Origin of the sequence: Amycolatopsis sp. NBRC 101858, from assembly GCF_030269325.1 — a bacterium.
Taxonomy (GTDB): Bacteria; Actinomycetota; Actinomycetes; order Mycobacteriales; family Pseudonocardiaceae; genus Amycolatopsis; species Amycolatopsis ponsaeliensis.
Map to the genome: position 1 here is coordinate 881,251 of NZ_BSTD01000001.1, position 12,897 is coordinate 894,147.

Genomic DNA, 12,897 nt, shown 5'->3' on the forward strand with positions numbered 1-12,897 from the left:
CGGGGACCCGGAGATCTCGTCCGACCTCCTCGATCTCGGTGCCATGCCGCTTTCCGTGCTACGGGCATACGACTCCGCCGCGCTTCGCCGCTCATTGCGTCATGCCGTCGAGCGGACCGCCCACATTCCTGTCACCGCCAGTTCGAGCGGCGGCGCCAAGCGGGTCGATTGACCTAGGAAGAGTTTCGCGTGCCGACACCGTGCAGCACAGTTCCCGAACCGGCCGAGCACACTCTGCCCTGGTCGGTGTTCGACCAGCTGTCACGCGGGGAAGGCGGCGCCGAGGGCGTGCGCGCGCTGCGAGCGGCGGAACGCAGCCGGCGGCTGCTCTTGCTCCGCTGGCTGATCGACGAAGCGGAAAATGCACTCGGAACGGCCCAGCCGCTGCCTTCTCCGGAGGCGGCATGGGACCTGCTGAGCCAGGCGGAGGCGGCGGCCCCGGACGCAGTGAACACCGTGCTCGCTCACCCCTACACCGGGTTTTGGGCCGGCTACGCGACTCGGATGCTGCACGAACAGCTGACCCCGGCTCAGCCGCCGTGGGCGATCATCGGGCATGTCCACGCCCTCGCGGCGGCCGCGGCCATCCGCGCGGGGCTCGACTTCGCCGTCGAGGTCCCGGCCTGGCAAGGAAGGGTCGCGCTGCCCACTCTCGGACTGGCTCAGCTGACCCACCCGGACACCTTCTCGGTCGCCCAGGTCCGCAGTCATCACGGCATCGTGTGCATTGCCAACGACCACGGGTCCGTAACGGTGCCCGCCGACCGGGCAGCCGACACTGCGGGCTGGTCCGGTATCCGGCCGGTCGCGCCCGTCACCGGGGCAGCCGTGCTGAAGCTGCGGATCGATGACCTCGACCCCTACCGCGGGCTGTTCGAGCCGATCGGCCCCGACCGGCTGAGCACCGAGGCGTTCGAGGCTTGGCGGGGCATGCTGAGCCGGGCTTGGCGACTGATCGTCGACCACCTGCCGGAGTTCGCCGCGGCACTGCCGGCAGGGCTCGACTCGATCGTCCCGGCACCCGCCGTCCCGTTCCGGCTGCCCAGCGCGTCGACCGGGGAAGCCTTCGGCAGCGCGGTGATCGCCGAGCCGGATGACCCGGCACAACTGGCCGCCGCTCTGGTTCACGAGTTCCACCACATCCGCCTCGGCGGACTGCTGCACCTGGTCCGGCTGCACAACGACGACCGCACCGAACGGCTCTACGCGCCTTGGCGCGAGGACCCCCGACCGCTGGGCGGAGTCGTGCACGGCATCTACGCCTTCTTCGGGGTGACCTGGTGCTGGATGGCGTTCTCGGCGGCGGCACCGGACGATCGCCTCGCGGCCTTCGAGTTCGCACACTGGCGTGGCCAGACGTGGCGGACATTGCTGACGGTCCGGGACGATCCCGCGCTGACCGATGCCGGGCGGCGATTCCTCGATGGGATCGCTGAACGACTGGGGCTGTGGCAGGACGAGCCCGTCCAGACCGTCGCCGCGCGCTGGGCCGACAACCTGGCCGCCGACCACTACGCCGGCTGGCGGGCCCGCCATCTCCGGCCCGCACTGGACACGGTGAAGGAGCTCGTGAGCGCGTGGCTGGCGGGCGACGCCCAGCCACCCGCGGTCGACCTCACGGGGTCCGTAGTCTTGGACACCGTCTCGGACGGCGCGTGGGAGAACGCGCGCGCGGACCTCGTCCGGCTGGCGCTCGGCGAGCACGGTGAGGCCCGGCTGGCGGAACTCTGGCACCGGGTGCCCGGCGCCGTCCGCGCCGACTACGCGTACGTGGACGGACGCACCGAAGACGCTGTGGCCGGCTACCGGGCCGTCCTCGAAACCGATCCCGACGACCCGGCGGCACTCGTCGGCCTCGGTCTCACACTGTCCGAAAAGGACAGTGCGGCGGCGCGCGCCCTGCTCGGCTGCCCGGAGCTGGTCCGTGCCGTGCACCGCGACCTCCGGGCCGGCACGGCGGTGCCCCCCGCGGTCGAGGAGCTCGCCGCGTGGATCGGCCGGGTCCCTGCCTGAACCTCAGGTGCTACAACGGCATCGGGTCGATGTCGCACTCGGCCCGGATGCCCCGCTCGGTCGCGGCCACCATCGGATGGCCGTTCCGCAGCACGCGTCGGATCCGGGCCACCACCTCCAGCTGCTCGGCCCGCCCCTCCGGGGTTCGGCCGAGCCGCTGGAGATCGAGCGCCCGGTTCAGCCGGGTCGCCAGGGTCCCGGGATGGTGTTCACCGAGGGCATGACGAGCCAGAAGCAGCACTTCGGTGTCCAGCAACAAGGCGCGCTCGAACTCACCCAGCGCGTACCAGCCGTTGGCCAGGTTCGTCGCGCTGGCGATGACGTGGGGATGGTCGTCCCCGAGCCGGCCGCGCAACCGCTCGAAGGAGCGCTCGTCCTGCTGCGTAGCCGCTTCCGCACTTCCGCGCTGCCGCAAGGTGACAGCCAAGTCCACCTCGGCGACGAGAGTGTGCGGGTGGTGCTCGCCCAGACTGCGGCGGTAGAGCTCGAGGACCCGCAGACCGAGCTCGAGCGCCTCGTCGAGCCGTCCCGCGTGCCGCAGATCGATGGAATGGGCGAGCGCGCACGCCATCGCGTTCGGATGTCCCTCGCCGTAGCTGAGCCGGAACTGCTTGAGTGCACTGTCTGAGAGCGTCAATGCCGCGGGGTAGTCACCGTCCTTGCGCCGCGCCACGGCGAGAAAGTGGTTGCGCCGCAGTACTCCGACCGTGCCCTCTCCGAACAGTTCGCGGACGCGTTTGACCAGCCTCTCCTGCTCCACCCTGGCCCAAGCGAAGTCGCCCAGCTCACGGCGGCTGATCACCAGCAGGGTCAACGTCGTGATCGTCGCCGCATTGTCCTGCCCGAGCACTTGGTGGCGGAGCCGGTAAGTCTCCGTGCAAAGCCGGTGCGCCTTTTCGTACTCACCGGTGAGCAGCCAGGAGACGACCAGGTCGGACGCGGCATCCAGCGTGACCGGGTCATCGACGCCGAACAGCTTGGTGGCCTTGGCGTAAGTTCGCAGGTTCAGATCCCTGGCTTCGAAGAATTCACCCGCGGCCTTCTTGTCCACGGCTACCGAAAGCTGCGCGTTGAGCACTTCTTCCGAGTCTTCGTCGGCGATCTCGCGGTACAGCCGCAGCGTACGCTGGTTGATCTCGGCCGCCTCGGCGTAACCGCCGAGCATGCAGAGGAAGAATCCGAGTCGCTCGGAAGCTTCGAGCGTCTGCGGATCCGGCCGCTCGTCGTTCCGCTCCCGCGATCGTTCGGACCAGCGGCGGACAGCACGCCGGGCAAGTGCGACGGCGCCCTGGTGATCACCCCAGTGGTACAAGAACTTCATCAGGTTGATCACGAGGCGGCGAACCCACTGTTCGTCGCTGCCGATCAGCTCGGCCGCGTACATGTGCGGCACGATCTCCTGGTAGCGCGGCCACTCCCCGGTCGACGCCGGTGAGTTCGGGTCGGTTTTGGCCAGCAGCATGTGTGCACCGTGCCGCATGACTGTTCGCTGCGCGGGCGACATCCGGTTGCGCAGCACCAACTGCACGAGCCGGTGCAAAAGCAGGGTATCGCTGCGGTGGTCGAGCCGGGCCAGCCCGCACCGGTTGATGTCGCGCAGCACTCGGCCGAGCCGCATGGGATCGCGCAGGGCGATGTCGAGCTCCGGGGCGATCGAAACACCGTGCACGCCGGTGAACAGGTTCCGGGAGATGGGTTCGGGCGCGAAGAACGCACACACCTGCAACAGCTGATGTGCGGCCGGGTCCAGAGTTCGCAGCTGGTCGAACGATACGCTCCAGGCGGCCGCGATCGGCACCTCGTACTCGGCCGGCGGCGAAGCTTCGAGAATCTCCGCGACCTTTTCGTCGAACAGCCGCAGGTACTCCTCGATCGGCATCCCCGTCTCCGCGCGCCAAGTCGCGGCTTGTGCCAGCGCCAGCGGCAGATCGCCCAGTTTGCCCGCGAGCTGGTCGGCCTGCTCGTCGGTGATCACCGGATCCCGCCGGCACAGCAGTTCCTTGCTCTCGCCCCGGTCGAACAGACTGACCTCGAGCGGTTCCGCGAAGGTGTCCGCCCAGTCCGGTTCGCGCGAGGTGATCAGGATCCGCCCGGGACCGTCGGGGAGGAACGGGGCGAGCCGCTCCGGCTTACCGGCCGAGTCGAAGACGAGCAGCCAGCGCGAGTAAGCCGACCCCGTCCGCAACGCTTCGAGCACCGCGGGAACCGCGGTGACCGACTCGTCCGCGCCCGGCAGGTGTAGCTGGCGCGCCAGCTCGGTCAGCGACGCCCGAATCTGCATCTCCTGCGCGGCGCGGATCCACCAGACGACGTCGTACTCCTGGAGGTGGCGGTGGACGTACTCGATCGCGAGCTGCGTCTTTCCGATCCCGCCCATGCCGTGCAAAACCGCCCTGGACTCGCGGTCCAGTTCGCGAGCCAGTGATTCGAGAAGTCCGCGCCTGCCGACGAACGCGGGGTTGCGGCTGGGCACCTCGCCCATGACGACGGGCGAGTCGGTGTTCACCGGTCCCGGGCGAAGGGGCGACGGCTCCGCTTCGTCGTCCACCGGCCGAGCTCGCTTTTCGGTCACCGGTGGTCCGGCCGCGGCCAGTTCGAGCTCCAGCATGCGCAGCCGATCGGCTCTGGCCAGGTACGGTCCGGAGAGCGCCCGCATGACGGCCTGTTCCAAGCGCACCTCCGGCGCCAGTTCGACGGCCCGTGCGGGCAAGCGGGCCTCGTCGGGATCGGCCAGCGCGTCCCTCAGCCGCACCAGCACCGGGTACTCCGCACCGAACCGGTCGGTGGCCGCGATCACGACATCGGCTGTCTCCGACCGCCGACTGACGGCCAGCAGCGCGGCTCGGACCGGAGGCGCGATCTCGAAGACAACCTCATCCCAGGCGTCCTGACCGGTGTCGGCGGGCATCTCCAGCAGACCGCTGGTGAAGACCTCGGCGAGGTGCGTCGTCCGAGCCCCGGGCACCAGCTCGGTCTGGACGAAACGGGCGATCGGCAGGCTGACCGGGACCGCGGCCAGCAGCTTGGCCAGCCGGAACGCCGGTTCCGACGCGACACCTCGGAACCGTTGAACACGTTCGTACGGGGTTGCCGAAGCCGCTCGCTCGTCCGCCATGCGCGGCATCGGGTTCGGCTCGTCGGACACCAGCAGCACCGTCCCGGTGAGGGGCTCGCGGTGTGGCCGGGTGATCAGCCCCGCCCACCAGCCCAGCCACCGCGCGTCCAGCTCGAGCAGCGGGATCGGCACCGTGCGCGCGTCCGAGCCTGGCGGTTCTTCGGCGGTCAGCCAGGCGTCCGGCAATTCGACGCCGTAGGTCCCGTTCGGCCGAAGCGGCCCGGGCGTGACCAGTAAGGCCTGCTGCGGGTTCAGCCCGCCTTGACTCCACAACCACTGCGGCAACAGGTGCACGAGAGCCACCGGCATCGTGCGGCCCCACTGGGCCAGCATCGGTGCGACGAGGTCGTCGTACCAAAGCCGGCCGGCTCCGTCGGTGAGAACCAGCAGGACGCGGTGCCCGGTCGGGTCCAGCAGCTCGGCCGGCCGGCGCGCCGGCGCATCCGACGTGCCTCCGCGGAGAACGGGGCGCACCGGGCCGCTGTCCGGATCGCCTTCGGCGGTCAGGAGCCGGACCCGGATCGACCGGAACGCGCCGAGTTGCCGAAGGACGGCGAGGAACGCGTCGATCGCCTGCTGCCACAAGGCCATGGAGGGCCCCGAGTCGATCACGACCGTGAGATCGAGCGCGCGGACCCGCCCGGGAACCGTGACCGGCAGCCAGATCCCGCCATCGACACCGGCCTCCGCAGTGAGGTCTTCGTCGAGGACGACGTCCTCCTCCCGTTCCGACGACCGGGTCAGCTTGAGCGCCCGGAGGGCACGGAGGATGTCCGTCGCGCCGGGCAGGGCGGGCGCCGAACGCGAACTGCTGGTCCCAGAGCCGGCTGAGAGCAGCGCGACGGCTTCGCGCGAGAGTCCGGCGACCATCCGGTGCGGAGGCCGGGCTTCCGGGGTCGTCGGTTCGGGCGGCTCGGGAGCCGGCGCGGCCGGCTCATCTCGCCCTGCCGGGACAACCGCGCGGACATCGTCCGGTTCTGCCTCGCGTGGGGCGTGGGTATCAGCGTCCTTGATCGCCGCGGCCAGCCACAGCGCGTCACCGATCTCGTTCCAGGACACTCCGGAACCCGGTGGCTCGCCGTCCGGCCGGTGCATGTCAGCGAGCCGCGGGGTTCAGCTGCCGCCACAAGGCGTCTACCAGCCGTGGCCACGATTCTTCGTCATCCGGACGGTACGCTCCGGACGTGGCCAGATAGACGGCGTCGAGCAGCTTGTCCGCCGGGAGACTGCCCACGGCCACACTGCGGGCGACGAACTCCTCGACGAGCCGCGACGTCTCCGAGCTTTCGAGGGCGTGCGCGGCCACGATCGCCGCGAGCTGCTCGGCGTTGGGTTCCTTGGTCTCGTAGCGGAGGCACCGGCGCAGGAAGGCGGGCGGGAAGTCCCGCTCCCCGTTGCTCGTGATGACCACGACCGGAAATGCGTGGCAGCAAATGCGGCCGCCGATGATCTCGGCCATGCCATCCGGATCCGCGGTGAACACCTCGACCGAGGGCGTTCGGCTGCGCACCCGCACCAGTTCGGCGATGTCGAACTCGCCATCCTCGAAGAGGCTGAGGAGATCGTTGGGCAGGTCCGCCTCGGACTTGTCCAGCTCGTCGATGAGCAGCACCCTGGGCAGCCGCCGCGGCAGGAACGCGGTCCCCACCGGACCCAGCCGGACGAACTCGCCGATCGGCGGCTCGGCGACCGCGCCGGTCCGGTCGCCGGCCATGGAGAAGCGGGCTGCCGCAGCCTGTGCACGGCCGATCGCGTCGTAGCCGTACAGGCCCGACTTGACCGTCGTCCGAGAGCCGATCGGCCAGCGCAGCACCCGCCCGAGCCGCAGCTCTCGCGCGATCCGGTAGGCGAGACTGGACTTCCCACTGCCCGGCTGCCCAGTCACCAGCAGCGGTCGCCGAAGGTACAGCGCCGCGTTGACCATCTCGATCTCGTGCGGGTCGACGAGGCGGGCGGCGAGGTGGTGGGCAGCGCCGAGCCGGCGGTCGGTCTCACGGTCGTCCTCGGGCGCCGGGCCCGCCTCGGGCGCCGGGCCGGCGTCGAACTTCCGCCACGGCGGCGCCGGTGGCAGCAGGTCCATCAGGCCGATGTCGCCCAGTGGCCGACCCGTGCCCCGGTAGATCCACCAGCTCGGCCGGCCGTCAGGATGCGCAGTCTCGCTCATCGGGGCTCCCTTTCCGCGAGCCGGGCGGGAACGGCGGCCCGTCGAGGAAGACCAGCCGGTCCGGGTCGTCCCAGAGGATCACCAGATTGCGTGCCACGGTCAGGTCCACCGGAATGGTCATCTCCCGGAAGGCCGCTCTCCGGGAAGCCTGTACGCGCAGCGGAAGATCGTCGAGTCCGCCGCTCTCGACGAGCCACTTGACCACCTCTCGCAGGAGATCCAGCGAAGCATCGGGGTGCCACAGCAGAGCCGGAAGACCCGATCGCAGTCCGGCCGCGAGTGCGTCCGCGCCAGGTCTCGGACGCAGCGGCGGCGCGCAGTCGAGCAACATGACGACCCATTTCTCGTCGCTCAGAATCGCGTCGAGGCGGTGCCGTTCCCCGGTATCTTCGGTCGCGCAGAAATACACTCGTTCAGCCGATGGGTCGGCCATCATCGTTTCCCAGCGCACCCGCCAGGCACGATGCCATTGGCGAGACCGCATCCGTTCCAGTGAACGGACGACGATCGGGTAGTCGAGAACCAGCGGCCGGGGATCGCCGGTTTCGTGCTCCTTGCACCACAAGTGCACCGGCAGGTGCAACAACGAACGCGGCAGCACGAACTCGAGCGCGACCTCGCCGCGGTACTCCGACCAAGCTCGCTCGGCTTCGACGACGAGCGTGTCGACGTGGTGTTCGAGCTGTTCGACGGCGACCGTGACGAGGCTGCCGCGCGCCGGTGGCCATTCCGACGGGTCCTCTTGCCGCCAATGGGAAACCAAGCTCCGGCTCGGGTCTATCCCATCCGGCTGTACGACGATCATGAGGTGCAGCCGGGCTTCTTCCGGCACGGCCTGCTCCCGTTCCACGCGTAGCTCGTGCAGCCGAGCATCCGCCTGCAACCGCCGTGCCTGGGCGGTATTCCATTCCCTCAGCCGGTCGCCGAGTTCCGGTGGACATTGCGCGGCGACCAGTTCGATGAACGTCAACGACGGTGGTAGCCCGCTCGGTGGAGTGTTGAAGTCGGTAAGCACACAGAAGGCCTCCCACGCGTCTCTCACCTCAGGCGTCGGGCCCGCATTACCCGCGGCACGACGAATCAGCGCCGCCAGCCGGACCGGGACGACACCGGCCAGCACCGAGTGCAGCCACGACGATTCCGATTCCGGCAGCAGGTCGTGCATTCTCGGCCGGTGCGTGAGCCGGCGGATCGCGTCGGATTCCGGCGAGCCCGGGCGCATCATCCGGACCGCTCCGGCGAGCGCGCTCATCCCGCCGTCCGCTTTCGCGCAGGCGTTGACGACTTCGATGAGGTGGTCCCGCCCGGTGGCCTGCTCCGGAACGGTCAACGGAAAACCCAGATCGTCGCGGACCAGGTCCAAGAGCAACGCCCGACCGGCCGGATCGACGGCGAGTCCGGCAGAGGCGAGAACGTTCACGATCGCTTCACGGACCGCGACTCTGGCGCCCGGCCAGGCCCGATACTCCTGGCCTGGTCCGTACAACCTTTCGCCGGCCGACACCTGACGAACCACCTCCCCCGTCGTGCGAGCCCGGGAAACGTGAGTTTACCGATCCGGCAGCGCCGGAAAAGGGGCAAAAGTAGGACAAGAATCAGTTCAACGGATGCGCCGGCCAGTTCGCGATCACCACCGCGAGGGCCGCGACCTGGGGCGATTCCGGCTCGATGGTCCTCACTGCGCCGAGCAGATCGGCGAGCCCGTCGGCAAACCGCTGGCACGTGCGGGCGAGCGCGATCACGTGCAGCCGGTCCTCGGCGTGGTACGGCACGACGTCGGCGATTTCCCGACGGGGGAAGAGCTCCAGCAGCAGCCGACGGCTTTCCGCCTTGCGCACGCACGGCACCGCGAGCAGTGCCTCCACCAACAGCGGGAAAGCATCACGGCGCGCCACCGCAGGAGCGAAGGCGGGAGTGGCGACGATCCCGCCGTTGGTGACGGCGCCGAGCACGCGGAGCCAGGCCCACGCGGGGGTCTCCCCGGGCTTCACCTTGACCGAGATCCGGCGATACGACGCCGGCTCGGCGGCCGGGTCTTCGCGGACGACGTCCTCGTAAAGCAGTTCCGATGCGATCACCGCCAGGTCGGCTTCCGCTTCTTTCTGGACGGCCTTGGCTTCCGGGGCGTCGAGGATGCGGAAGGTGAAGCTCACCGCCTTGCTGATCCGCCCATGGCTGCCCTCCGCCACTTCACCCGCGTGCACCGCCAAGCGGAGCTGAACCTGGGCCCCCGGCGCGTGGAGGTGATTGTGCCGACGCAGCTCGTCGCGCATGCGGCCGGGGAACTCGGCGACGAGATCCGCCTTCGCGATGTCCGGGGGCAGTAGGATCATCGCGCCGTCGCCGGTGTTCTCGACGAAGCACGAGTCCCACGGGATACCCGTCTCGGCGAACGACGTGCGCAGGACCCGCCACAGACCCTCGTGCACTTCGCGCAGGTGCGCCATCGTGCGACTCGGGTTGTTGTATCCGGCGACGTCCACGGCCATGATCGTCCGGTGCAGCGCAGCTGAATGCACAGGCACAACACCTCCCCGTCCCGCACTCAGTGTCCCAGACACATGCACGCTCGGCCATGTTCGCGCAGGGCGTTACACGGAAACCAGACCTCCTTGTCCTTGTTTCGTCCATAATTCGGCGTGCCCACGAGACGACTGCACCTGGTTGGCGCGGATGAGGACCACCGCGTCTCCACCATCGAGCTCTTCTTCGACCTGGTCTTCGTCTATGCCATCACCCAGACCACCCAGCTGATGGCCGACCACCTGAGCCCCCTCGGGGTCGGGCAGGGGCTGGCCATGCTCGCCGTCCTCTGGTGGTGCTGGTGCTCCTATGCCTGGCTCGGGACCACCATCCACGTCGATCACGGGATCGCGCGGCTGGCGATGTTCGGGGCCATGACCGTCATGTTCCTCGTCTCGCTCACCATTCCCGAAGCCTTCGTCGACTTCCCCGGTGGGCTGTTCGCTCCCGTGCTCTTCGTCGTCTGTTACGCGCTCGTGCGGCTGCTGCACCTCGTCGCCTACCTCGGGGCCGCGCGGCATGATCCCGGGTTGCGCAAGGTGCTGCTCAAGATGTTCGTCGGGCTGCTGCCCTCCGTTGTGCTGCTCGCCGTGAGCACCGCGCTGACCGGTCCTTGGCAGCTGGGCCTCTGGGTCGTCGCTCTGCTGGCCGACTATCTCAACGTCTACCTCAGCGGGCCCGAGGGCTGGCGGCTGAACTCGCCCGCGCACTTCGCCGAGCGGTTCGGGCTGATCGTGATCATCGCGCTCGGGGAGTCGATCGTCGCGATCGGGATCGGGATCGGGTCGCTGCCGATGTCGTGGCTGGTCGTCGGGGCCGCCGTGTGCGGGCTCGCGCTGGCCGCCGGGATGTGGTGGACCTACTTCGACGTCGTCGCGCGCGTCTCCGAGCACCGGCTGACCCGGGCCACCGGCACCGAACGCACGAAGCTCGCCACCGACTCCTACACCTTCCTGCACCTGCCGCTGATCGCCGGGATCGTGCTCGTCGCCCTCGGGCTGAAGAAGGCCTTCCTCTACATCGCGGACACCGAGCACCACACGCCCGGCGAGGCCCTGCACGGCGTGCCGATCTGGACGCTCACCGGCGGGCTCGCGCTCTACCTCGTCGCACTGAGCGCTCTGCGCAAGCGCAACCTCGGCAGCTGGAACGTCCAGCGGCTGACCGTCGGGATCCTGCTGGTCGCCGCGACGCCGCTGCTGGAACACGTGCCCGCCGCCGTGCTGCTGCTCGTCGTCGCCGGGATCGTGCTCGGGCTCATCGGGTTCGAACGCCTCCGGTTCGCCGAGTGGCGGCGGCAGGTGCACACCGAGCACTCATAACAGCTCCGGGCCGACGACCGACAACAGCTGCAGCTTCTCCGCGTCCTCCGTGCCGGGTGTCGCGGTGAAGACCAGCAGCACCTGGGCGAAGTCGTCGGTGTGGAGCAGCTGGCAGTCGAGCGCGATCTCGCCGAAGCCCGGGTGCACGATCGTCTTGCGCCGCTCGAACGGCACCGAGACCTCGTGCGCCTCCCACAGCTTCGCGAACTCCGCGCTCTTCGCCGCCAGCAACCGCGCCAGCTCGGCGGCGCGGGGGTCGCTGCCCGACGACGCCCGCAGGCTCGCCACCAGGAACCGGGCGTGGCGCGCGCGGTCAGCCGGCGGGTAGAGCAGCTGCTCCGCCGGGTCGGTGAACCATCGATAACTTGCGCTGCGCGCGGGTCCGGTGTGGCCGGTCTCGTCCCCGAGCAGCGCCTGGGCCGGCCGGTTCTGCACGAGCGTCTCGCCGAGGTTCGACATCACCTGCGCGGGCGTGTCGTGCAGCCGGTCCAGCACGCGCATCAACGCCGGGCTGACGTGGTCCGCGCGCGACACCCGGGACGGCGCCGTGTGCCCGGCCAGCCGGAACAGGTGGTCACGTTCGTCCAGCGTCAGCCGCAGGCCGCGGGCGATCGCGGCCAGCATCTGCTCCGACGGCCGCGGCCCGCGCTGCTGCTCCAGCCGCGTGTAGTAGTCGGTGGACATGCCCGACAGCGTCGCGACCTCCTCGCGGCGCAGCCCGGACGTTCGGCGGCGCTGCCCCGGCGGCAGCCCGACGTCCTGCGGGCGCAGGGCCTCGCGGCGTCGGCGCAGGAAATCGGCTAGTTCGGCACGGTCCACGTCCTCGATTATCGGCGCTCTCCCGGCCGGTGCCAGGGATCGCCGATCCCCCGATCGACGCGCTCTGCCACGACTGTCCCGGCGCCGCGACGCTCGAGCCATGACCACTTACCTCATCACCGGGGCCGGCGGTGGCCTCGGCGCCATCACCGCCCGCGACCTCGCCGCCCGGGGTCACCGCGTCGTCCTCGCCGTGCGCGACCCCGCCCGCGTCACGCCGCCGCCGGGCGACACCGACGTCCGGCGGCTCGACCTCGCCGACCTCGCGTCGGTGCGTGAGTTCGCCGCCGGCTGGACCGGCGACCTCGACGTCCTGGTCAACAACGCCGGCGTGATGGCCGTGCCGTACGCGAAGACCGCCGACGGCTTCGAGACACACATGGCCGTCAACCACTTCGGGCCGTTCCTGCTGACGAATCTGCTGCTGCCACACCTGACAGGACGGGTCGTTACCGTCTCGTCCAACCTCGCGCGGCGGGGGAAGCTCCAGCTCGACGACCTGAACTGGGAGCACCGCCGCTACTCGCCGCTGGGCGCGTACAACCAGTCGAAGCTGGCGAACCTGCTGTTCACGCAGGAGCTGCACCGGCAGCTGACCGAGTCCGGGAGCAGCGTCCGGGCCGTCGCCGCCCACCCCGGCGTCGCGCGGACCGGGATCGACCGGAACTACGGCGGCGTGCAGGCGCTGGCCCTGCGGGCGCTCTACCCGGTCATCGCGCAGAAGAAGGCCGAGTACGGCGCGCTGCCCATTCTGTTCGCCGCGACCGAGGACGTCCCCGGCAACTCCTACGTCGGCCCGGGTGACCGGAACGGCGGACGGCCCCGGCTCGAACGACGGCGGGACCACGACGACGCCCGGGAACTGTGGGCGATCTCGGCCCGGCTCACTCGTAAGTGAGCCCACACTGGCGCCGCGCCGCCTCCCGCGTTAACCTACTCAC

General features: G+C 69.9%; 8 protein-coding genes. 3 read left to right on the top strand and 5 right to left on the bottom strand.

Annotated elements, in window-relative coordinates; translation table 11 throughout:
* Nucleotides 1-189: 189 nt before the first annotated feature.
* A complete protein-coding gene (locus tag QSK39_RS04185; RefSeq protein ID WP_285476336.1) occupies nucleotides 190-2,013 on the top strand; it encodes an aKG-HExxH-type peptide beta-hydroxylase in 1,824 nt (607 codons plus the stop codon).
* Between the two features lie 10 nt (nucleotides 2,014-2,023).
* Here the strand turns inward: QSK39_RS04185 and fxsT are convergent, their stop codons facing one another.
* From fxsT to QSK39_RS04205, 4 genes are all read right to left on the bottom strand, one after another.
* Nucleotides 2,024-6,187 (bottom strand): FxSxx-COOH system tetratricopeptide repeat protein, encoded by a 4,164-nt coding sequence (fxsT, locus tag QSK39_RS04190; protein WP_285476337.1) that lies wholly within the window; start codon nucleotides 6,185-6,187, stop codon nucleotides 2,024-2,026.
* A 37-nt stretch (nucleotides 6,188-6,224) separates the two neighbouring features.
* Complete coding sequence (locus QSK39_RS04195) at nucleotides 6,225-7,292, bottom strand: AAA family ATPase (protein ID WP_285476338.1); 1,068 nt, start codon at nucleotides 7,290-7,292, stop codon at nucleotides 6,225-6,227.
* Nucleotides 7,270-8,712: a VMAP-C domain-containing protein gene (locus QSK39_RS04200; RefSeq protein WP_285476339.1), complete on the bottom strand. Its 1,443-nt coding sequence runs from the start codon at nucleotides 8,710-8,712 to the stop codon at nucleotides 7,270-7,272. Before QSK39_RS04200 ends, QSK39_RS04195 begins: the two co-directional genes overlap by 23 nt.
* A 175-nt stretch (nucleotides 8,713-8,887) precedes the next feature.
* A complete protein-coding gene (locus QSK39_RS04205) occupies nucleotides 8,888-9,781 on the bottom strand; it encodes an effector-associated domain 2-containing protein (RefSeq protein ID WP_285476340.1) in 894 nt (297 codons plus the stop codon).
* A gap of 150 nt (nucleotides 9,782-9,931) precedes the next feature.
* On the opposite strand from QSK39_RS04205, the gene QSK39_RS04210 reads away from it, so the two are divergent.
* Complete coding sequence (locus QSK39_RS04210) at nucleotides 9,932-11,137, top strand: low temperature requirement protein A (RefSeq protein ID WP_285476341.1); 1,206 nt, start codon at nucleotides 9,932-9,934, stop codon at nucleotides 11,135-11,137.
* Here the strand turns inward: QSK39_RS04210 and QSK39_RS04215 are convergent.
* The gene (locus QSK39_RS04215) at nucleotides 11,132-11,956 is read right to left on the bottom strand and encodes a helix-turn-helix transcriptional regulator (RefSeq protein WP_285476342.1); all 825 of its coding nucleotides are present in this window, start codon (nucleotides 11,954-11,956) and stop codon (nucleotides 11,132-11,134) included. The two genes, QSK39_RS04210 and QSK39_RS04215, sit on opposite strands and share 6 nt — an antisense overlap.
* 100 nt (nucleotides 11,957-12,056) lie before the next feature.
* On the opposite strand from QSK39_RS04215, the gene QSK39_RS04220 reads away from it, so the two are divergent.
* Complete coding sequence (locus QSK39_RS04220) at nucleotides 12,057-12,854, top strand: SDR family NAD(P)-dependent oxidoreductase (protein ID WP_285476343.1); 798 nt, start codon at nucleotides 12,057-12,059, stop codon at nucleotides 12,852-12,854.
* Nucleotides 12,855-12,897 lie beyond the last annotated feature (43 nt).